Raw genomic sequence first — 20,797 nt, 5'->3', positions numbered from 1 at the left:
GGACAGGAGGGCAAGCATGAATCAAGAATTGATGACATTGGATTTCTGGCAGGATACGGTCATATATGAGAGCAAAACATTTCCTGTCGGTACGCTTGCCTGTGATGCACTGAATGTTCCTGTGAATACCATTGCAAAAATAAACGAGCAATGCGAGAAAATCAATCTGCTGCTTGGAATATTAAACGCCGGACAGGATGCTTCTGCACTCTGTCCTATTGCAAAGGAAGCTGCTCTGACGATGCTTGATATTCTCAGTCAAACACCGCCGTTCTCCTATATGAATATCTCAAAGCACAGAGAACGGATTGAAAAAGTCTTTACTGTGGACAATGCGCTGAAATATGTGGAGTTTGCCATAAAAGCCGCAACCAATTCTTTGCAATTTGAAGAAATCCAGAACTTTACCGATGCGATGATGCTCCAACGCTATACCGCAGTTTTCGGGCATCTGGCATACTCCCTTGGGGAATACCAAACGGCCATGCTTGATTTTGCAGAAAAAACAGACGGCAACGAAGCAGACCGCACCGCAGAGGGTTTTGCAAAAATGTTCGGCAGCTATTTCCCGCCGGAGTTTTCCATCACGGAAGGCAATACCTGGATGTCTACCCTGAACAATTCCGTTCAGTATGTATCCGTCATCCGTCCCGGCGAAAAAGTTGCGAAGCTGGTCAAGCGGATGCACTATGTATCCTTTGTAGGGATGTTCCGGTCTGATCTTTTTGAGGGCTTATGTGTTGGTCATGCACCGAAGAAATGCCGGATCTGCGGCAAGTGGTTTCTGACCACCAACGCAAGGCACACCAAATACTGCGGTGGCTATGCACCGGGGGACAAGCTGCACCGCACTTGCCGTCAGATCGGTAATCTGAAAGGTAGAGAACAGCGAGAACTTGCGGACGATCATCCGCTGAAGCAGATTTATGAGAAACGGCTGAATACCATAAACCGCTATGTGAAGCGTGGTACTCTGGACGCTGATCTTGCGGAGGTTATGAAGAAGCTGGCAAAAGATAAGATGCTTCGGGCGGTCAGCAATGTTGCTTATGCCAAGGGTGATTATGAAAAAGAGATGGAACAGGCTGCTTTGAAGAAAGAAGCCAAGATCATAAAACAGACTTATATCGGGGGAATGTGAGATGGGAGAATTTGATTTTACATACAGTGTACCTGCAAATTTTAATAAACGTGTTGTTCAATTTCTTCAGCAATTCGGAAAAGCTCATGTAGCCCAAGCCTTTCAACGGTGCGAATATGAGTATGAAGATCTTGGTCTGGCTTATTATGCAGGGATGAAAGGTGATAACTGGAATAAAAACGCTCTGGATTTCACATTTGAAGGGGCAGAATCTGACATAGCATTACTACAGTCTTTCGATTCCGTACTGCAAGATGCGATAGGAAAGGCGCTCAAGGCAAGTGAATCGGGACTTCTCGTTCGAAAGGTCTACTATTTTGCTTCTGACAGTACAGCCGAATCCACAATGATTCCACCATCAAATGAGGAACGATTAAATGCTGATATGGCAGCAGCTCAGAGTGTACTCGATGATTTGATACAGGTGGGCGAACGCGTTTGCTTGAACGCTTCGTTCACCGCATCAAGTTCTGAGAACACCATAAACGACTACTTTAGAGATATGCTTTCTTTTAAGGGATATAACGAAGTAAAAGACCAGACAAGGCATGGCATATCAGCAAGCGGAAAGGATGCAGCAGAGGTTGATATACTCTTGACCAAAGCTGGGCGAGAAATTGCTATATTTGAAGGTTTGAAGCTGGACAGTGTATCAACAGTGTACATTGACGCTCATATTGACAAAGCCATTGTCAATTATAATGCACTCGGGACAGCTACTTTCCTTGTTGCATATGTAAACTCTGCGGATTTTGAATCCTTCTGGAAGAGATATTCCGATCATGTGCGGCAGTACGATTTTCCACTCCAGATAAAGCGTCCATTCAATGTGCTGCCTTATCCAAATGCGGCTGCTCGGGTTGCGACCCTGATTCTTACACGAGATGGATTTGATTTCCCTGTGTATTTCATCGCTTTTAAGATTAGTTAATGGTTAGCATCTGATTCACTTGAAAGGAGGTGCGCTATGCTGAATGATTTTACATGGAACATGACTGGATACATACCGAAATACCAAGCCAATCCGCACGGTGACGGCATTATTCCCTATGTGGCAGAGCGCATCTTCCAACTGGAACCGGAGCCGCCAGTGGTGGACAGTCTGAACGAATATATCCTGTCTGCCTTACAGGAGAAGAATTTGATATATTTCTCGTTCTTTCTCCACCACTACGAACCGCAGCTTAATAAGCGTATCAAGAGCTTTCTTAGCGTGGATGGCGGCGATTTGTACGACACAGACCGATTTATAGATATAAAGCTCTCCTGCCGGGAGCAAATGCTCCAAAAGCTGATTGTTTACGACCCCGCCAAGGGTGCAGAGTATGCCACCTGCATTTATCCGTTTATCCGGGATGCTATGCTCCGTTTCCGTATGGGCGAAGAAAAATGGTCGGTATCTTCTCTGACCAATTATAAAATGGTGCGGTCAATGGCATGGCTGTACCATAACACCAAGGATGCGGTCAGCGAGTTTTCCAAGAAATACAACTGTGATCTTGCCCTTGCGGAAGAATATCTGAAAGTTGTCCGTGGCATCCGTAACCAGCAGCCATTCTATGTGACGGACGAGGACGGAGAAGAAACAGGCGAAGATGTTGCCCTGGATGATACTTGGAACTATACCGACATCCTATGGAATGGTATACAGGCAGAAAAGGTACAGCGGGCATTTGAGAAGCTGAACTATCGGGAACAGACCCTGCTTGAGAAGCGTCTGGCAATCTGCATGACCTGTGGGCGTGTCGGTTCATGGAAAGAGCGTCCCACCTTTGAGGAACTGGCGGTTATGTTTGAGGGCAGTACAGCCAGCGGTGCAGAACGAGCTTACCGAAAAGCAGTGGACAAGCTGACGGAATTGTTGGTTGCCAAGGGCGCAATCCATGCAGTCCGGCTAAAACAGAAATCCAAAACCAGACGAAAAAAGAAAATCGCCGCCGCAATCTACGAATACCAGGCAGACTGCGACGGCGAATGGGGTAAGATTTCATTTGATTTTGAAAGCAGCACAGCAGAGATCATCCACCTTGCCGATTGGGATACGATAAAAACCAACCGCTTTGCGAACAAGGCCGTAGCCTATCTTCTGAACTGTGAAAATGAGAAACTACCAAAGGAAACAATGGTGGCATTTGAACCATAAAAAGAAAAACCGCTACAACATCCATCCCACTTTGGAATGAGAATTGCAGCGGTTTATTTGCTGGGAACTAATTATTCGATATTTGTGATTTCCCAATCATCATTTACCAGATGGGTAAATCCTTTGTTTTCTTCTTCATCTGGAATTGATGCTGTCCAGATGATTTCTCCGTTTTCACCCAGGGCAGTTATTGTTAATCCTCGCAGATCAGTGTAGCCATCGAGGTTTTCGAGCCAGATGCGTTCGCCTTTCTTGAGCAGAGAACCATCTGCATTTTCAAAGCCGCCACTGGAATTTGGCATTGAAAGCTTGATGCTCTTAACACCTTCAGAACCAATGGTCAGATAAAACTTTGAAGGTTCATTCTCTGTAGATGGAAACAGAATTGCCTGGCGTGCTTCTTCGGTAGCGAAGATCCACCACTTGCCATTCATAAAGAGTTCAATGGTTCCCTCGGTTGCCCCGTATTGATAACCATATCCTGTACCAAAATTGGACTGATCGTCAACGGTGGGCTGTTTACTTCCATCAACTTGGGATGTAATCTCACCATCCATCACGCCGCATCTTGCTTCTATTGTGCTTTCGTGACCGGTATCGAGATACAATGTTCCATTCACCATAACCATAGGGATTAAGTCCCATGTTTCGGCTTCCCTTATAAGCTTGATTCCATAAACATCTGCAATTTGTGCAGGATAGGATTCAAGGATTTCACCGGAATATTCAATTTCGATTACATTTCCGATTTCAGGTTCTGGTGATGGATGAGCATTGCTAATAGGTACCACAATTCGGTCTGCACTATTCAATTCCCAACTACCTTCAACGGGCTTCACAAGATAATGGCCATCATGAATTTCCAGAATTTCAGCCCGGAACACCTGATGGGCTTCGTTGGAAAAACCTTCAATCTGAATACTATTATTCTTGAAAACCAGTCGGCCTGTTTCTACCAGTTCATCGGTATTATACTTTGTTTTATCTACATAGAGGTATCCATCAGCTTCATTAAATCTGAGGGTAAAATCGAAATATCCTCGATCAGATAGCTCATAGCTTGCTCCGTTTGCATAGTCATATATGATTATGCGACTATCAATGATGCCGGAACCAAAGGTGTATGTGGAGCAGAGGTCAGGGATTCTGTCGCCTGTTAGATCACAGAAATAGGTGTTCCATATAGGCATGCCATGGAATAGAGGTACAATTCCTTCTTCAGTTACAGCCTCCATTTTTTCAGGATACCAACGGAACGTTACACCCGGAAACTCCGGAAGATTGATTTCAAGTCGTCCGTCCCATACCATTTCATCGGGGGTCTCAAGATAATCAAACCATTCGGTTACCGTCCCGTCCGTGCCATTATTCTTTGTTACAGGATTTGTTAAGAAGCAAACCGCAACAAACACGCAAACAATGACTGCCAGAACGACACCCCAGAAAGCAGGCTTCTTGTAATTCATCACAGACTTCACACGATCTTTAACACCAACTTCACCAAAGGCAAGAGGACAAGCGGCGATCATCCGGCGGTTTACGCTGCAAGCAACAAGTGCTTGGGTATAGTCGGCTCTTTGTTCGTTGCCAAGTTCCTTGATGACCCTTTCATCACAAGCAAGTTCGATATCACGGCATAGCAGAACATAAGCCAGCCACACCAAAGGATTGAACCAATGGATAGTCAGCAGGAGAAAACCAAAAGGCTTCCACCAATGGTCTTTACGATGAATGTGTGCCTGCTCATGGGCAACAACGTGTTCCAGATCCTGACCGTTCATGTTGAACGGGAGATAGATTCTTGGCTTTATGATGCCAAGCACAAACGGAGATTTTACATTCTCGCTCTGGAAAATGTTGTCCTTGTAGCGAACGGCAGTATCAACTTTGCGATGCAGACGCCAATAGCTGATAGCTGTATATAAGGCAAGTGCAATCATGCCGAAAATCCAGATGTATTCAAAGATACCGATGGTGATTTGCAAAGGATTTACACTGGCACCAGCCATCGGAGTATTGGACTGGCTGATGATAGGATTAACAGCATTGTTTATTGCATTTATTCCACTATTGATGGTAGGGGTGGTATTCATTCCAATGTTCGGCGGAATGGTTTCGGCACTTGGAATTAGACTCAATGCGCTCTCGATGGAAAATGGGAAAGCCAGCCGCACTGCTACGATGCCCCAGAGCAGGACATTGACCCACTTGGGGGCTTTCTTCAAAACAAACCGGAGCAACAGCACTGCCAGGACGAGCCAACTTGCCGATATGCTCATGTTGATGATTTTCAAAAAGAGTTCGTTCATTGTGAACCTCCTTTCCTGATGCGGTCGATCATGCGCTGCATCTCATCAAGCTCATCTTCGGACATAGCCTGATGCTTTGTAAAAGCAGCGATAAAGGCAGGCAGAGAACCCTCGAATTTCTTCTCAACCAGTTCGTCGATCTCACACGCCTGAGCTTCATCTTTGGAAACGAGAGAAGTAATAGTGCCATTGTCGTTTTTCAGCACACCGCGATCTCCAAGACGCTTGATAACGGTATAAGTTGTAGTCCTTTTCCATCCGAGCTGATTCTGACACAGCTTTACAAGCTCGACGGCAGTAACCGGCTCATGCTCCCACATAATCAAGCAAAACCTATACTCACTTTCGTGAATCTTCGGAAAATCCATATTCATGCCCTCCATGTCTACACCGTTAGACTCCATAGATAGTCTACCACATTAGACAATCAAAATCAATAGAGTTCACAGAAAAGATACAAAAAATGCCCGCAGAATTTCTCCCACGGGCAAGGTGTTGGTTAGCTATCAAGCGGTTTGTATTCAGTTACAGTTTTCAAATAGGTTTCTGGATTACCGTTCAATATCAAGTCTGCATATCCAATCGGATCATTGTAGATCAGATAGTCCAGTTCTGACCGCTGATACATATTGTCGGCAATCTCGTTTTCCACGGCGATGGTGTTAATCGCAATCATGCTACCATTTGCAAATTCCAGTTCCACACAGGCATTATCCATGTTGAACTCACAAGAAATCAATCTATCCATAAGAAACCTCCATTTTGCTGGATGTTAGATCATCCCAAAATATTTGAATGCTTCTCGGATTGCTTTTTCCTTCTCCGGTGGGCATTGTGGCTGTCTGGAATCCTCGGACTTCGGCAGATTGTAGTTCTTGCCGACTTCCAGTCCGCATTTTCTCTTTATCTGAGAAATATAAAGGTTGGAAACCTTTAACCCGGTATGCTCCAAAACATACTCCTTGATCTGCGGATAGGTTGCTCCATCTTGGAACTCGGACATATCCATATCTTCCAAAGAGAACTCAACCCGAATCTTTTTCGAGTCGACCTCACCCTTGGAAAGCAAGACAACCGTCTCCACATGCTTATCATTGTCCAAACTTAATTCCATATTTTCCCCAATGATTGGTAGCTTGAATTTGATTGATTTGAGCCACTGTCCATTGGGCTGGCGCTCCGGAAAGATTTGTATTTCTGAAATCAGCGCTTCTATAAATCTTCTCCGTTCTACGTCATTCATCACCCCGTATAGTTTTTCAAAATAAATTAGAACCTTGTAGATGTTGTCTGCGGTTAGCTTTTCAGCCTCAATAGCCTGCTTTTTTGCCCTTGCCTCAACCAGAAGGTTTTCTTCCTCTTCTATCTTATCATACATTCGATAAAGCCTGTCATCAAGATCTGCTTTTCGTTTAATATAGTGACGATCATCAGGATCAAGCGAATCTATTTCTTCCATCAATTTGGATTTAGTGGAATAATACTGACGAAGTTGCTTTTCGTGATTCGCCACCTCCTGATCTATTGTGGAAGTGTCTACCTTCATATTGATTTTTTCCTGCATCATCATGGCAAATTTAGGCTTGCTGACTAATGCTACTATGATTTCTGCGACTGCATCATCCAATAGTTCCTCATTGATTTGCTTTCTGTAATCGCACTTATGTCCACGGGTCATGGTGCGGTGTTTGCAACCATAGTAATAAAAATCCTTATACTTTGTTCCATCCTTTTTGTGTTTGATACATTTGTTTCCATACATTCCTGCACCACACACAGGGCATTTTACAATACCCGAAAGCAGATGAGTTCTCGTATCTTTTCCCTTATTTACATGCTCATATTTTTTTGCCTGAGCAAGTAATTTGACCTGCGCCGCCTGCCAGATTTCTTCGGAAACAATGGCTTCATGCAATCCGTCAACCAGTAAATAGTTCTCTTGTTCTACAAGATGATAGTCATTTCTGGTTCCATGTACTTTTTCTGTTCTTCTGCGTCCATAGGCGATTTTGCCACAATATACTGGATTTCTTAGTATTAGGCGAACCAAATGGGCATCAAACAGAGGATTTTTTCCATTTTGCCGTTGTATTTTTCGTATTCCGTGATTTTCCAGATATTTAGCAATGCCATTTGAACCAATATTGGTATTCACATATTGGTCGAATATCACGCGAATTGCTACTGCCTCTTCCTCGTTTATTTCCAGTTTTCCGTCCACAAGCTGATAGCCATACGGTGCAAATCCGCCGTTCCATTTTCCTTCTCTGGCCTTTTGGATACGTCCTTCCATCGTTTGGACACGAATATTTTCCCTCTCAATTTCAGCGACTGCCGAGAGAACGGAAATCATCAGTTTGCCAGCATCCTTAGAAGAGTCTATCCCATCCTCAACACAGATTAGATTCACGCCAAAGTCCTGCATAATCTGCAAAGTCGAAAGAACATCTGCCGCATTTCTCCCGAAACGGGATAATTTAAAAACAAGGACATAAGAAACTCCGTCTTTTCCTTCTTTAATATCATCCATCATTTGAGAAAACTGTACTCGGCCTTCAATGGATTTTCCGGACTTACCGGCATCCTCATATTCTCTTACAATTTCATAATCATTGTACTCTGCAAAAGCTTTCATTCTTGACTTCTGTGCGTCCAAGGAGTAGCCGTCAATCTGCATTGTTGTTGACACTCTGGTGTAGGTATAAACCTTTACTTTTTTCTTATCCATAAGCAACCTCACTCATAGTGCCACTGATGTGCACTACATAATATCATACATCGTTCCAGTTCCAAAATTGTTTGGACTATATTATCACGATATAATTATATCATGCAGCCTTTTTGATTTCAACAGATTCACACTTTAAATCGATAAACTCACTAATATTTTTCTTTTCTTTAGGGTCTGGCAAACTGTCAATATCTAAAACATCCACATACTTCTCGATTAAATCAGCAAGCAAATCCGCAAGGCCATTCCATTCATCTCCCATAAGCCATTTCTCCCAAAATCAAAAAGAAATAAGTATGAAATCCAATCAAACATTTATCACCTCTTTATATCAAAGAAGTGCTGCGCCGATTATCCCGACGCAGCACCGCTTCTCTCTTATTTTTTGTATCGTATTCTCTGGACAGCAGGACTGCCCATCAGCACACCCCCGATACAGGGAATATTCAAGCCGGTTCAGGGTTAGTCAGCCGGATGGCTGCTGAAGCCGCCGCATACCGCCGATAGGTGGTTGGCACCATATTCGCAGTAAGTTTCGGTGAGTGGCACGGTTCCTTGCGCTGCGCGTCCTGGCACTTTCCGGTCCACCACAGGCCGGTCATCAGCCACCAAATGACCGCTCGGCCCCTTTGATGTTATCGTATTGACGGATGCTCTGACCATCCGCAGGGGGTTATCGCGTTTGTGCTATGCGATGCTCGGCGCAGCACTCAAAAACTTGAATACTGAGTATGAACGGATTGCCCGTTGTTTTTCAAGGTACACAGTCAAAAGGGTTCTTTAAAATCCCTTTCACTATATAGGAGGGAAAACGGGTAATCGTTGATAGTTACGCCGCAACTTTTTTGCGGATTTTTTTCAAGGCGGAGTGCACGGAACGCATGACCGCCGATTTATTGCAGTCCTGCATTTTGGCAATCTCTGAATAGGAGTATCCGTAGAAAAAATGGAGAATGAAACGCCACCGCTGCAACGGAGGAAGTTTCTCCAATATGCAGCCGATCTCCAGCAAGGTTTCCAGGCGCTCGGCGGTTTCTTCCAGCGGCTCCGTAGCCAGATCATACAGTAGACAATCATCAAAAGATTTCCCTTCGATATGTTTCCGGCGCTCATACCGCTGCCGTTCCTCCTGCTTCCGGCTTTCCTCGTAAACGCGGTAGATTTCAAGGGATACTTCCACATCGACAGGGCGGTGATCCGCATTTAAGATTTTGACAAGATACATAGTGCGCCCTCCCTTATGCAACTCGAACCAGAGCGATGATTTTATCATCGTCCTGTGGATCAATAAGGAACGGGCTGGGCTGGGCATTCGCAGCGCCAGGCGACGCAGGGGGCGGCGCAGGCTCTGTCAGGATGAGAAGTGATTCACCAGGGGCCAAATGGATTACTTTAATGGTTTTCAACATATTGCAACACCTCCGATTATTTTCTGAGGGCTTGTCCCTCTACATATCGGAGATTTCAGCGCCCCTCAATTAAGGGGGCGTACAAATTTCTTGAACGGAATAGGCAAAGGCAAGGACAGCATCACAATGCTGCCCTTGCTTTCACTTATTCAGCTAAGAAGCTGCGGAGCCGGTGAAAGGCCCTTTGAAGCAGAAGTGTGACCGCTGCCGGTGAGCAGCCAAAGATGACTGCAATCTCCTTGTACTGATACCCTTCCCAAAAGGCCAGCTCGATAGCGAAACGCTGCCGGCCTGTCAGGCGGCGCAAGCCATAAGCCAGCTTTTCGTTTCGGACGGTATCAATAAAATCCTCCACCATCAGTTGCTCCGTAAAATCATCCTGGATATAGATAGACCGCTCCTTATATGTAAGTTCCTCGCTCATACTCTCCAGGGAGTAGCAGTGATACCGGAACCGGCGGTCAGAGTTTGCAATAATACGATCCTCGTCTTTAAGGATCGCAGCCCAATCTTTTTCGGCCATAAGCCTGTTCTCCTTTCTGTCGTTTGTCTGCGTGGGCGGGCAGACAAACGGGGGAGAACGGCTCCGTGCGATAATCGCAAAATAGGGACTAACATAAGTACAGGTTTTTCCCGTACTGATGTTAGTCCCTATTAGTGGGTTAATATAAGCATCGCAGAGTTCCGTATAAGTGTGTAGATATTCAGCACATGCTGCGTGATATTTTTTCGCCGGAAATCCGGTTCAAATGTGCTGAAATCTGGGCCATATCTGTTATAGAAAGCCCTTTTGCAACCACTAATAAATCATCAGCTCCTCTCTTAATGACTACTTAGAGTAGCTATTAAAAAGCAACGTATAAATCATTTTGAATACCTCACAATCCAAGTACAATACTATTATGTGAGGTGACGGAGCGTGGCTAAGAAAAAACAACAAACCGTTTATTCCTTTGGTTTCGCGTACCGATGCGCAAGAGAAAAGCGAGAATATACCCGTGAACAGGTTGCAGAACGGGCAAATATCAGCCCTCGTTTTCTCTCGGCAATAGAAAATGACCGGCGAAAACCAAGTTTGAATGTTCTGATCCGGTTGGTTCTTGCCATTGGAGCATCTTTTGACGAGATACTGGCTCCGAGTGCAGTTTCGGATGAAGAAGTAACAGACAGGATTAAACGGCTTATTACACAATGTAGCCGACGAGATCAGGAGCTTATCCTGGGTCTTATCGACAAGATGCTGGATAACAAAGAAGAAAAGCAGTAACACGGATGGGTGGAAATCCAACCGCGTTACTGCTTTTTCCATGAACGGGCGCTTTCCCCTTCATTCTTCTTTATGTGTGTTGTAGGCACCCTTCAGATGCTCAAAGGACTCCTGGCTGATGACGTGCTCAATCCGGCAGGCGTCCCGTTCCGCCGTTTCCGGATCTACGCCGGCTTCAATCAGCCGGTCGGTAAAGAAACGGTGCTTTTCGTAGATCTGCTCCGCCACTTCCCGGCCCACATCGGTCAGGTGCAGGAAATAGTCGCTGTCCATCGTCAGGAAGCCCCCGTCCCGCAGGGTCGCCACCGCATGGCACACGCTTGGCTTGGACACGTCCAGGCGCCGGGCGACATCCACGGAGCGCACCATGCCTTTTTCTTTTTGCAGCATCAGCACAGCCTCTAAATAGTCCTCGCCCGACGCATGAATCTTCATTCTATCACCCACTCACATAATCCCAGCATTTGCAAACTGCTTGTTGTAAACCTTTTTTGCAATAACTCCGACAATTATTGAGATAACTACGGTTGCGGCAATAGCAAGAACCATAAACCACGGAGAAGTCAAGGTTGATAATATCTCAGCATAATTTGCAGACATTTCTTCGGATGCCTCTGAAATGGCATAGTCAGAGAATACCCATACATACAACGGAGAACCGATATTGCTTAACGAAAGCAGGATATAACTCATCATGATACCTTTGTAATTCTTATATCCGGCCCATTTCCGAATGATTTCCGCTAAAATAGAACAAGCAATCAAGCTCCCAAGCAATAGATTCGCAAGCTCCCCAAAAGCCACGAAAGCGATTGCTACAAATAGGTTCATAATGAGAACCACGCCTGCTTTCGGCACTTTTGCCATAACATACATATATGGAAGCCATGCCACGAGAGCAATTAAAGCTGTTACAAACAGATAGAGCAATGGGTGTATGCCGCCCATAATCGTAGCTGCCAAAACCACAGCAAAGTAAATAACGGAAAATACGATTGTCAGACCTAAATCTTTTAACTTCCAGTGTTGTTCCATAAGATTTCCTTTCTATTTTCCTTGCTGTAATTCAACAAGGTGTGCATATAGACCGCCCTTTTTCATCAGCTCAGCGGGTGTACCCATCTCACTGACCTTGCCATCATCCAGAACAACGATCTTATCAGCATTTGCCACTGTCCTCATGCGATGGGCAATCACCATGACCGTCTTATCCTTCAGCAACACCGACAAGGCATCCTGCACCAGCGTTTCACTCTCGGCGTCCATAGAGGCAGTTGCTTCATCAAGCAGGACAATGGGAGCATTTTTCAGCAAAGCGCGGGCAATCGAAATGCGCTGACGCTCGCCACCAGACAGGGCGCTGCCGTTTTCCCCGATGTTCGTCTGATACCCTTGGGGTAGGTGCTGGATAAATTCCTCGCATTGGGCGGCTCTGGCCGCAGCCATCACTTCCTCATCGGTGGCGTCGCCCCGGCCCAGCCGGATATTCTCCATGACCGTCTCATCAAAGAGCATGACATCCTGGAACACAATGGCATAGTTCTTGAACAGCGTTTCCGGTTCGACCGTTTTGACATCCACACCGCCCAAGGTAATGGTTCCGGAGTCCGCATCCCAAAAGCGGGCCGCCAGTTTGGAGGCGGTGGACTTGCCGCTGCCAGACGGGCCTACCAGCGCCGTGACCTCGCCCTGCTTTGCCACAAAAGACACGCCCTTCAAAACCGGCTCCTCATTGTAAGAGAACACCACATTCTTAAACTCAATATCGTAGCCCTTGTTATTGCAGACATTGGTTCCGGTCTGCTCCGGGGTCGCGTCAATCTGTTTCATTCGCTTGACGCTGACAAGGGAGGAAAATACTTCCGCCATCAGCATGAAGCAACTGGTGAAGGGGTCATAAATGCGGCCGGCAAACAGCAGGAACAGGATGAACATGGGGATGGACAACGAACCGGCTGTCACCAGAATGCCTCCCACCAGCATAACCGCCACAAGGCCAAACCGAAGGATGAATTGAGCCGTAGTTGTAGCGGCACCGGGAGCGATCTCGTTGCGGAAGGAACACTTCACCACATAATCCAGCTTCTTTTCCAGCCCTTCCAGGTATTCTTTTTCACGGGAGCAGGACTTCAGCTCCTGGATGGTGTCGAGATATTCCTGTACACCGTCATAGGCAGCTCTTTTGGCATCCATGTTGGCGCTCTCGGCATTGGACTGGGCTTTCTTTGCCGCAAAGACTACCAGGGCCGCCACAGGCACCGGCACTACAATGCAAAGGCCCATCCGCCAGTCAAGCGCCAGAAGGCCGATGGCCGTTATCACAAACATGAAGATCGTTCCGAAGAGCTGCGGGATCGCATTGGAGAATACGCGCTCCAGAGCCGTACAGTCCCCCATAATGGTGGTGGTCAAGTCAGAAAGGTCACGCTGGCCAAAGAAGGACAGCGGAAGTTTCCGCAGCTTCTCTGCCAGGACAATCCGGCGGTTGGCACTTTCCTTATACGCCACAGTATAAGTTTTGTTGTACTGGAGCCATTGGGTCAGAAACACAATGATAAACATGACCACAGTGCCGCAAATAAACAAGGCCGCATGATCCCGCATACTGCTTTCCTGCCCGGAAATCACATTCAGCAGTTCCCATATCACCATGACCAGCAGGCTGACCGGGGCAATCAGGCACAGATTGCTGAGCGTAGTGGCTGCAATTCCTTTATTCAAATCTCTTGATCCCTGATCGCTCAGGGCAAACATCCGTTTCAGCATACTTTCACCTCATTCCCGATGTGCCACTTGGTAGTCTTTGTGTAGTTGCTCCACATTTTGGCGTACTCACCGCCCTGCTTCACCAGTGCGTCATGGGTTCCGCTTTCCACCAATTCACCCTGCTTCATTACCAGAATGAGGTCAGCGTCCTGGATGGTGGAGAGCCGGTGTGCGATCATAATGACCGTCTTGCCCTTGACCAGCCCTTCAAAGGCTTTCTGGATCTGCTGCTCGTTCTCCGGGTCAGCGTAGGCGGTGGCCTCATCTAAGACCACGATGGGGGCGTCTTTCAAAATGGCGCGAGCAATCGCAATGCGCTGTGTTTCGCCGCCGGAAAGATACACACCTTTACTGCCCACCACGGTATCGAGGCCATCTGGAAACTTCTCCAGAATATCATCACACTGGGCCAGATGCGCCGCCTGCAAGACTTCCTCCCGTGTGGCGGAAGGTCTGCCTGCCCGGATATTTTCCAGAAGGGTGTCCTTGAACAATTTGGGGTCCTGGAATACAAAGGCAACCATCTTCATCAAGTCAGCATGAGGAATTTCCCGAATGTCCACACCGCCGATCTCGACTGCCCCCTGCTGCACATCGTAGAAGCGGGGGATCAGGCTGGCCGTTGTGCTTTTTCCGGAGCCGGAATGCCCGACCAATGCGGTAGTTGTTCCAGCCTTGGCCGTGAAGCTCAAATGGGATACCGCCGGATGGTCCGTATTTTCGTATGCGAAGGTCACATTCTCAAAGGACACATCATAAGTCTTGGGATGTTTGGGTGCAGAAGTCTCCACCTGCGGCTGGGCAGTCAGAATCATGTCGATGCGGCGCATGGACTCCTCCGCCTGCATTTTGTAGCTGGTCATATACATGATCTTGTTAAGCATAACTGCACAAGCAGGAGAGAAGATCACATAGAACAGAAAACTTTGCATAAATCCGATCAGGTCGTTGGAAACAAACCCGATAATAAGCGCCGTAGGTACCAGCACCAGGAAGCTGGAATTGATGACTGAGTTAAACGCCACCATTCCCTTTTTGCAGGACATCGTGTAAGCCAGAGCAAACTTCCGGTAGGATTTGATGGCGTCGTTAAACTTGGTGATAGATTGCACTGTCTGTCCGAACACCTTGACTACCGAAATGCCCCGGATGTACTCCACCGCCTCATGGTTCATCGTTTCCAAAGAGTCCTGGTAGGTCTGCATGAATTTCATGCTGTCCTTCCCCATGAGGGACCCCTGTAAGAAGAAACCGATGCCAAAGAGCAGCAGGAGAGGGATACCTACACGCCAGTCAAAGACCAGCATCAGCACCAAACTCACGATCATCGTGACCTGTGCGCCCACCAGGTCGGGAAGCTGGTGAGCGATGAAAGTCTCGGTCTGAAAACTGTTATCGTCGATGATCTTCCGCAGTTTTCCGCTGGGATTGGCGTCAAAGTATCCCATAGGCATTTTTGCGAGATGTTTCAGTGCCACCATTTTCAGGTTTTTCTCTGTGTGGAACGCTACGACATGGGAGCAGAGCAATGCTGAGAAATAAAGGAGCAGACCAATCAGCTCCAGCCCCAGAGCAAGCAGGCCCCAGCGAACAAGACTGTTCGTGTCTAACGGCGTCCCGGCAAATACGCCCACCAAGTCACGCGCTGCAAAGTAAACGCAGAGGAACGGTCCAAGGATAAAGACCGAACTGATGCCGGATAGAATGCGGGAAACGGTGAGTAGCCCACGATGCTTTCCTGTGAACTCCATCAACCGCTTAATCCCGCCGGATTTTTGTTTCATGGATACAAGACCTCCTTATCAATTCTTTGATTAGTTATTGCTAACCTCTTGATTTAAGTGTACTGCTTTCGCTTGGCATCGTCTACGACCTATCAGGTATGTTATGCTCCAATCGGGCCAAGTGAAAGGAGCGGGCCCATTTAATCGGCCTGCTCCTTTTGTCAGTTAATTTGAATGGCTCAATTCAGATGGATATTCTGAACGGAAGTAAAGCTGGCATCGGTGGGGAAGGTATAGCTTGCTACCGCATCGCTGTAAATGGCAAGCTGCCGGGTATAGATCAGCGGCGTAGTCAGGCACTGGTCTGCCATAGTAGTCAGGATGGTGTTGTAAATTTCCTGAATACGGGCCTCATCAGTAGCAGAGTCCAGTTCGTCTACCAGTGCCGCCAGCTCCGGCTGGGACGCCCCAATCTGCATGAGGATGGGGTCCATAGAGGTAGACGGGTTGATGTTGGTAATGACCATAGCCGGGTCATAGTAGCCACCCTGGGTCTTGAAGATGGTCAGGCCATAGTCACCGCTCTGGATCATGGCATACCAGTCCATCATTTGAGCGGATTGCGGGGTCAGCTCAATGCCGATCTTGCTGGCCTGGTCACAAATGTAGACAACCATATTGTCATCGGAGGCGGTGCCGGTTTGATACAGGAAAGCGGCGGACAGTTCGACTCCATCCTTCTCACGAATGCCATCGCCATCGGTATCTACATAGCCAGCCTCATCCAAGATTTGATTGGCATGATCCAGATCAAAGCCGTACACTGTCTGCTCTACATCACAGTAGGGCAGGTCACGAGAAAAGAAGGTATCTGCCTTGTCGAACAGGCCACCGTAGATGTTGTCTACTACGGCATCCTTATCAATGGCGGAAGAAATGGCCTCACGAACCACCTGGTCGCCAAAAATCTCACTGCTCAGGTTATAGCCCACATAGTAAGTCTGCAAAGACTTTTCATCGACTTGAGCGCCATATCCATCCGTCTGCTCCATCTGAGCATAGCTCTCGGCAGAGACATTCTTAATACCGGAGAGGAAGTCCACCTCACCATTCTTCATGGCTAAAATTTTGGCATCGTTGTCGGGGATGTACTTGATAGAGAAGCTATCTACTTCAGGTGCTTCTCCCCAGTAATTGGGATTGCGGACGAAGTTCCATGTCTGCCCGTCATTGTCCCCAGCGTACATATAGGGGCCGGTTCCATAAGTGGCGCTGCGGAAACTCTCCTGCTTGGCAGTCAGATCCTCATTGAACTGCTCGCTGGATACGATGCCGAAGGGGTTAGCAAGGCACAGTTCCCGGAGGGTGTTGTAGTAGGGCTGGGTCAGGTGCAGCTCCACCGTGTACTCATCGGTGGCTACCGCATCCTCAATGATCGTGGACAGGCGGCCATAGGAGCCGTTGTACTGGCCCAGGTTGACCGGAACAGCCAAAATAGACTTTGCCACATCCTCGGCGGTCAGGTCAGAGCCATCGGAGAACTTGACGCCCTGCTTGATCTGGAAGGTATAGGTTTTTCCATCCTCGCTCATGGACCAATCTTCGGCCAGCACACCCACGACCTCGCCCTCGGAATTGTACTCAAACAGGGTGTCATAGAAGCTGGTGAGATAGTAGGTAATGTCGTAACTGGAGGAGGATACCTCTGGGGTGAGGATGGTGTAAAAATACTCAAAGCCCCAGCTCTCCGCCAAGTTCAGATGTACGGCCTGAGCCTCAGTGCTTTCCTGCGGGTTCTGGCTGCTCTCTGTATTGGTGTCGGCGTTGCCTCCGCAGGCGGCCAGAGATACCGCCATGACCGCCGCCATGAGCATAGCGGCAATTCGTTTCAGTCTCATTGCAAATCAATCCTTTCTTTCGTTTTATCATTCCAGTCTGTTGAAGTGTTCACTAAACCGCTTGCCTCCAAGAGCATCCTGCTGTATGGATCGTGAAATACAGAATAATCACCGGAGAACGCGGCGCACTCCACCAGATTAGAATTTCGCATGACAAAAATCTCGTCCGCCACGACCACTGTCAGTTCCATGTCGTGGGTTATGAAAATCAGCGTAAAACCAAGCTGCTGTTGCAGGTCTATAATTTCATCAATGATTTTCTTCCGCAGCGGCAAGTCAAATCCATTGGTGGCCTCGTCGAAGATCAGGCATTGCGGCTCAGCGGCCAATGCCCTGGCGATTGCCACCCGCTTTTGTTCTCCACCGGACAGCTCTGATGGAAGGCGGGTATAGTAGTCCCGCGATAGATTGCAAAGCTCCATCAAGTTCCGGCAGCGTTCCCGCCGTTTCTCTTTCTCCATGTGAAAAAAACAAAGCAACGGTTCCTCTATGGATTTACCCACCGGGATCTTGGGGTCCAGGGCAGATGCGGAGTTCTGCTGAATGATCTGCACCTTCCTGAAATGTTCTTTCCCTGCTCGTTTCCGCCCATAGACGGGTGCGCCATCTACGAACACCGAACCGCCGCTTGGCCGCTGTAATCCTGCAATCATCCGCGCCAGGGTTGTTTTGCCCGAACCGGACTCTCCCACGATTGCATACCGGCCGCCATCACTGAAATGGGCGCTCAATGGGGACACAGCAGTAAATAGTCCTTTCCCACCAAAGCCGTCAGAAAAAGAACAACTAACCTCTTTCAGTTCAATCAAGACATCTCCCTCCTTTCCAGCCGGCAGGCGTTCAACAGATATTTTGTATAATCCTCTTTGGGGGTGTTTAGTATCTGCTCTGTCTTGCCCTGTTCGACAATCCGCCCGCGATCCATCACAAGGATACGGTCAGACACCGAGGCAGAGCGCAGGTCATGGGTCACGAATAGCACAGACATTCCATCTTTACAGAAACTTTTCAGTTCCCTCATTAGCCCGATCCGGTTGCAGGCATCAATGGCCGTGGTCGCTTCATCCGCTACCAAGAGGGATGGCTGGCACATCAGCGCTGCCGCAATCATTAGCCGCTGGAGCATTCCGCCAGACAGTGTAAAGGGATAGCTGTTCAAAATCCGCTGGGTATCCTCCAGCCCCAGCCTCTGCAAGATGCCAGCAAATAGACGCTGCATTTCCTGCTTTGGCGTTTTTCCATAATGGAGCAAATAGGTCTTTTCCAACTGTCGCCCCACTCGAATGGACGGATTAAAGGCGGTCATTGGGTTCTGCATAATCAAGCAGATTTCTTTCCCATAGATAGCTTGCCGCTTTCGTTCCGGCAGGTTGAGCAAATTTTCCGCTTGGAACAGGATTTCGCCATCAGCACGATAAGCGTTTCCCAGCAGCCCCATAATTGCCTTGCAGATGGTAGTCTTTCCCGCGCCGGAGCTGCCAACAATGGAGAGCATTTCCCCCTGGCCTAACTGAAATGATATATGTTCGGCCACGCTTTTCCCGGAAGTTAAAGAGATATTCAGGTCTTTGACCTCAAGCAACACGAATATCATCCTCCTTCCCGATGGCATCCCGCAGGCCCTCGCCCAGCAGGTTGAAGCCCGCGCAGCAGACGATAAGGCAGATGCCCGGATAAATCAGGAGCGCAGGGTTTGAGTAGACACTGTTTCGGGCCTCATTGAGCATTGCACCCCATTCCGGGGTCCCGGCGATCAGCCCCACGCCCAGGAAAGCAAAACTGGACACCGACATGATCGCCGTGGCAATTCCAGTGGTGAAGTACACCACAAACTGCGGGAACACATTTGGGATCAGGTGGCGAAGTACAATGCGGAGGCCAGAAGCGCCGGAAATCCGGGCTGCCTCTATGTATTCCTTTCCGCATTCAGTTTTTGCATAAGAGCGTACCATCCGCAGAAACCACGCCAGCATAGAAATCCCGATGGCAATGATGACACTTGCCACAGAATTATCCACCGCCGACACCAACGCCATCGCAATGACGATGAGTGGAAAGGCCATAAGGATGTCGCAAAGTATCCGCATGACTTCATCCAGCAGGCCGCCTTTATAACTGGAATAGCATCCCACGAACAGGGCGAAGGCAGCCAACACGATCAGTACCGGAATGGTCAGCCCCATAGAGTATCTTGCTCCATAGAGAAGTCTTGATAGTTCGCAACGGCCCATTTGGTCACAGCCAAGAGGGTACTCCGCAGAAGGCGGAGCATTTTTCAGCGCAAGATCTGTGGCATTTGGATCATTTGGGGCCAGTAGCGGGGCCGCCAGAGCCATAAGAATAAAAACCAGAATCAGAGCCAATCCAACAATGATTTGTCCTTTTCGTTTCATACCGCTTTCCTCCTATACGCAGGGCAGATAGCACTCGAAAGCAAATCCGCCAGGGTGTTGAACAGAACAAACAACACGCCGCACACCAGGATGGAACCGGAAATCCCATAGATGTCCATACTCTCGCAGGACTCCATCAGGTAAATGCCAAGTCCCTGGATGGAGAAAACGCTCTCTACCAGTGCCGAAGTCCCAAAAAGAGCAGCACAGTATTGGGCGAAAAGTGTGATGGCTGCAGGGAGAGCATTTCTCAGCACCTCGCCATACACGATCTTTGAATTGGAGAACCCTCTTGCTCTGGCATAGGTCACATAGTCACTTTTGAGTTCATTCAGCACTGCCGCCCGCAGCACCCTGGCCGCAATACAGATAATAGGGACCGCCATTGCTACCGATGGCAAAATCAAAGATTTGAAACTGCCGTCCGAGATCACACTGAAAATGGGGATTTGAACCGCAAAGGCGGTCAGCAGGATCAGCGCCAGCCAAAAGCTCGGCACGCAGATCCCAATGATACAGATAATTCGCATGACATTATCAAAAATCCCACCTTTTCGTATGACGGAGATGGCGGCAATCAATACCGTGAAGAGGATGACCCATGCCATTGCCATAACTACCAGCATACAGGTCACAGGGAGGGCGTCCTTGATATTTTCGATGACCGGCTGCCGGTTCGTGATTGCGGTTCCAAGGTCGCCGGTCAGAACACCCTTGATGTAGTCGGCATAGCGTTCCAGAAAAGGAGCGTCCAGTCCCAACTCCTCTCGCACAGCCTGAATCTGTTCCTCTGTTGCAAAGACATTAACCTTGCGGACAATCATCTCTGCCGGATCGGTCCCAGTAAAAACTTGCAGGCAGAAGCTGAGTGTAACGACGCCCCAAATAACAAGAATAAAATTGATGATGCGTTTGGTAATTCTTTTTGCGGTTCCTCCCGCAATCCGCATAGTACATCCCTCCAAACTTTAGTTAGGTTATGCTAACCGCCGGTCAAAAAAAGCAGCCGCGGTTCA

The 20,797-nt window shown here is 48.0% G+C and carries 20 protein-coding genes; 4 read left to right on the top strand and 16 right to left on the bottom strand.

What is annotated here, in order from left to right; genetic code table 11:
• The first annotated feature begins 16 nt into the window (after nt 1–16).
• The 3 genes from ACI3EW_RS06405 to ACI3EW_RS06395 are packed head-to-tail and all read left to right on the top strand — an operon-like array spanning nt 17 to nt 3,284.
• Nucleotides 17–1,141: a DUF6076 domain-containing protein gene (locus ACI3EW_RS06405; protein WP_347463160.1), complete on the top strand. Its 1,125-nt coding sequence runs from the start codon at nt 17–19 to the stop codon at nt 1,139–1,141.
• 1 nt (nt 1,142) lies between these two features.
• Nucleotides 1,143–2,072 (top strand): hypothetical protein, encoded by a 930-nt coding sequence (locus ACI3EW_RS06400; RefSeq protein WP_117504842.1) that lies wholly within the window; start codon nt 1,143–1,145, stop codon nt 2,070–2,072.
• 36 nt (nt 2,073–2,108) lie between these two features.
• Nucleotides 2,109–3,284, top strand: coding sequence for a sigma-70 family RNA polymerase sigma factor (locus ACI3EW_RS06395; RefSeq protein WP_405581504.1), 1,176 nt, complete (start codon nt 2,109–2,111; stop codon nt 3,282–3,284).
• Between the two features lie 71 nt (nt 3,285–3,355).
• Here ACI3EW_RS06395 and ACI3EW_RS06390 read toward each other — a convergent pair whose 3' ends face one another.
• From ACI3EW_RS06390 to ACI3EW_RS06360, 7 genes are all read right to left on the bottom strand, one after another.
• Nucleotides 3,356–5,593 (bottom strand): M56 family metallopeptidase, encoded by a 2,238-nt coding sequence (locus ACI3EW_RS06390; protein ID WP_347463003.1) that lies wholly within the window; start codon nt 5,591–5,593, stop codon nt 3,356–3,358.
• Nucleotides 5,590–5,961 carry a BlaI/MecI/CopY family transcriptional regulator gene (locus tag ACI3EW_RS06385; protein ID WP_368187804.1) on the bottom strand — a complete coding sequence of 124 codons (372 nt, stop codon included), beginning with the start codon at nt 5,959–5,961 and terminating at the stop codon, nt 5,590–5,592. Before ACI3EW_RS06385 ends, ACI3EW_RS06390 begins: the two co-directional genes overlap by 4 nt.
• Nucleotides 5,962–6,092: 131 nt before the next feature.
• Nucleotides 6,093–6,341 (bottom strand): DUF6061 family protein, encoded by a 249-nt coding sequence (locus ACI3EW_RS06380; RefSeq protein ID WP_347463005.1) that lies wholly within the window; start codon nt 6,339–6,341, stop codon nt 6,093–6,095.
• A gap of 24 nt (nt 6,342–6,365) precedes the next feature.
• Nucleotides 6,366–8,321, bottom strand: coding sequence for a recombinase family protein (locus ACI3EW_RS06375; RefSeq protein WP_405581499.1), 1,956 nt, complete (start codon nt 8,319–8,321; stop codon nt 6,366–6,368).
• 100 nt (nt 8,322–8,421) lie between these two features.
• A complete protein-coding gene (locus ACI3EW_RS06370; protein ID WP_405581496.1) occupies nt 8,422–8,586 on the bottom strand; it encodes a hypothetical protein in 165 nt (54 codons plus the stop codon).
• A gap of 567 nt (nt 8,587–9,153) precedes the next feature.
• The gene (locus tag ACI3EW_RS06365) at nt 9,154–9,549 is read right to left on the bottom strand and encodes an RNA polymerase sigma factor (RefSeq protein ID WP_405581493.1); all 396 of its coding nucleotides are present in this window, start codon (nt 9,547–9,549) and stop codon (nt 9,154–9,156) included.
• A gap of 329 nt (nt 9,550–9,878) precedes the next feature.
• Nucleotides 9,879–10,256, bottom strand: a complete 378-nt coding sequence (locus ACI3EW_RS06360) for an RNA polymerase sigma factor (protein ID WP_405581490.1) — start codon at nt 10,254–10,256, stop codon at nt 9,879–9,881.
• A gap of 396 nt (nt 10,257–10,652) precedes the next feature.
• Here ACI3EW_RS06360 and ACI3EW_RS06355 point away from each other — a divergent pair, with 396 nt between their 5' ends.
• Nucleotides 10,653–11,000 (top strand): helix-turn-helix domain-containing protein, encoded by a 348-nt coding sequence (locus ACI3EW_RS06355; protein WP_405581487.1) that lies wholly within the window; start codon nt 10,653–10,655, stop codon nt 10,998–11,000.
• Nucleotides 11,001–11,060: 60 nt separating this feature from the next.
• Here the strand turns inward: ACI3EW_RS06355 and ACI3EW_RS06350 are convergent, their stop codons facing one another.
• The 9 genes from ACI3EW_RS06350 to ACI3EW_RS06310 all read right to left on the bottom strand — a co-directional run bounded on the left by ACI3EW_RS06350 (nt 11,061) and on the right by ACI3EW_RS06310 (nt 20,731).
• A complete protein-coding gene (locus tag ACI3EW_RS06350) occupies nt 11,061–11,435 on the bottom strand; it encodes a metal-dependent transcriptional regulator (RefSeq protein WP_405581484.1) in 375 nt (124 codons plus the stop codon).
• 12 nt (nt 11,436–11,447) lie between these two features.
• Nucleotides 11,448–12,035, bottom strand: a complete 588-nt coding sequence (locus ACI3EW_RS06345; protein WP_006573907.1) for an MptD family putative ECF transporter S component — start codon at nt 12,033–12,035, stop codon at nt 11,448–11,450.
• A gap of 12 nt (nt 12,036–12,047) precedes the next feature.
• Nucleotides 12,048–13,766 (bottom strand): ABC transporter ATP-binding protein, encoded by a 1,719-nt coding sequence (locus ACI3EW_RS06340; RefSeq protein ID WP_405581480.1) that lies wholly within the window; start codon nt 13,764–13,766, stop codon nt 12,048–12,050.
• Nucleotides 13,760–15,550 carry an ABC transporter ATP-binding protein gene (locus tag ACI3EW_RS06335; RefSeq protein WP_071143466.1) on the bottom strand — a complete coding sequence of 597 codons (1,791 nt, stop codon included), beginning with the start codon at nt 15,548–15,550 and terminating at the stop codon, nt 13,760–13,762. The genes ACI3EW_RS06340 and ACI3EW_RS06335 overlap by 7 nt, the downstream gene beginning before the upstream one ends.
• A 179-nt stretch (nt 15,551–15,729) precedes the next feature.
• Complete coding sequence (locus tag ACI3EW_RS06330; protein WP_405581474.1) at nt 15,730–17,388, bottom strand: nickel ABC transporter substrate-binding protein; 1,659 nt, start codon at nt 17,386–17,388, stop codon at nt 15,730–15,732.
• A complete protein-coding gene (locus tag ACI3EW_RS06325) occupies nt 17,385–18,197 on the bottom strand; it encodes an ABC transporter ATP-binding protein (RefSeq protein ID WP_405581471.1) in 813 nt (270 codons plus the stop codon). The genes ACI3EW_RS06330 and ACI3EW_RS06325 overlap by 4 nt, the downstream gene beginning before the upstream one ends.
• Nucleotides 18,194–18,982 carry an ABC transporter ATP-binding protein gene (locus ACI3EW_RS06320; RefSeq protein ID WP_483880009.1) on the bottom strand — a complete coding sequence of 263 codons (789 nt, stop codon included), beginning with the start codon at nt 18,980–18,982 and terminating at the stop codon, nt 18,194–18,196. The genes ACI3EW_RS06325 and ACI3EW_RS06320 overlap by 4 nt, the downstream gene beginning before the upstream one ends.
• The gene (locus ACI3EW_RS06315; protein ID WP_405581465.1) at nt 18,963–19,781 is read right to left on the bottom strand and encodes an ABC transporter permease; all 819 of its coding nucleotides are present in this window, start codon (nt 19,779–19,781) and stop codon (nt 18,963–18,965) included. Before ACI3EW_RS06315 ends, ACI3EW_RS06320 begins: the two co-directional genes overlap by 20 nt.
• Complete coding sequence (locus ACI3EW_RS06310) at nt 19,778–20,731, bottom strand: ABC transporter permease (RefSeq protein WP_390570206.1); 954 nt, start codon at nt 20,729–20,731, stop codon at nt 19,778–19,780. The genes ACI3EW_RS06315 and ACI3EW_RS06310 overlap by 4 nt, the downstream gene beginning before the upstream one ends.
• Between the last annotated feature and the right edge of the window lie 66 nt (nt 20,732–20,797).

This window comes from Pilosibacter rotomagensis (assembly GCF_045062245.2).
Classification (GTDB): Bacteria; Bacillota; Clostridia; order Lachnospirales; family Lachnospiraceae; genus Pilosibacter.
This window is presented reverse-complemented; position numbering and strand designations above follow the sequence as displayed.

Coding starts and splice junctions, on each gene's coding strand:
- ACI3EW_RS06405 (WP_347463160.1), top strand. CDS start 17: ATGAATCAAGAATTGATGACATTGGATTTCTGGCAGGATACGGTCATA.
- ACI3EW_RS06400 (WP_117504842.1), top strand. CDS start 1,143: ATGGGAGAATTTGATTTTACATACAGTGTACCTGCAAATTTTAATAAA.
- ACI3EW_RS06395 (WP_405581504.1), top strand. CDS start 2,109: ATGCTGAATGATTTTACATGGAACATGACTGGATACATACCGAAATAC.
- ACI3EW_RS06390 (WP_347463003.1), bottom strand. CDS start 5,593: ATGAACGAACTCTTTTTGAAAATCATCAACATGAGCATATCGGCAAGT.
- ACI3EW_RS06385 (WP_368187804.1), bottom strand. CDS start 5,961: ATGGATTTTCCGAAGATTCACGAAAGTGAGTATAGGTTTTGCTTGATT.
- ACI3EW_RS06380 (WP_347463005.1), bottom strand. CDS start 6,341: ATGGATAGATTGATTTCTTGTGAGTTCAACATGGATAATGCCTGTGTG.
- ACI3EW_RS06375 (WP_405581499.1), bottom strand. CDS start 8,321: ATGGATAAGAAAAAAGTAAAGGTTTATACCTACACCAGAGTGTCAACA.
- ACI3EW_RS06370 (WP_405581496.1), bottom strand. CDS start 8,586: ATGGGAGATGAATGGAATGGCCTTGCGGATTTGCTTGCTGATTTAATC.
- ACI3EW_RS06365 (WP_405581493.1), bottom strand. CDS start 9,549: ATGTATCTTGTCAAAATCTTAAATGCGGATCACCGCCCTGTCGATGTG.
- ACI3EW_RS06360 (WP_405581490.1), bottom strand. CDS start 10,256: ATGGCCGAAAAAGATTGGGCTGCGATCCTTAAAGACGAGGATCGTATT.
- ACI3EW_RS06350 (WP_405581484.1), bottom strand. CDS start 11,435: ATGAAGATTCATGCGTCGGGCGAGGACTATTTAGAGGCTGTGCTGATG.
- ACI3EW_RS06345 (WP_006573907.1), bottom strand. CDS start 12,035: ATGGAACAACACTGGAAGTTAAAAGATTTAGGTCTGACAATCGTATTT.
- ACI3EW_RS06340 (WP_405581480.1), bottom strand. CDS start 13,766: ATGCTGAAACGGATGTTTGCCCTGAGCGATCAGGGATCAAGAGATTTG.
- ACI3EW_RS06335 (WP_071143466.1), bottom strand. CDS start 15,550: ATGAAACAAAAATCCGGCGGGATTAAGCGGTTGATGGAGTTCACAGGA.
- ACI3EW_RS06330 (WP_405581474.1), bottom strand. CDS start 17,388: ATGAGACTGAAACGAATTGCCGCTATGCTCATGGCGGCGGTCATGGCG.
- ACI3EW_RS06320 (WP_483880009.1), bottom strand. CDS start 18,982: ATGATATTCGTGTTGCTTGAGGTCAAAGACCTGAATATCTCTTTAACT.
- ACI3EW_RS06315 (WP_405581465.1), bottom strand. CDS start 19,781: ATGAAACGAAAAGGACAAATCATTGTTGGATTGGCTCTGATTCTGGTT.
- ACI3EW_RS06310 (WP_390570206.1), bottom strand. CDS start 20,731: ATGCGGATTGCGGGAGGAACCGCAAAAAGAATTACCAAACGCATCATC.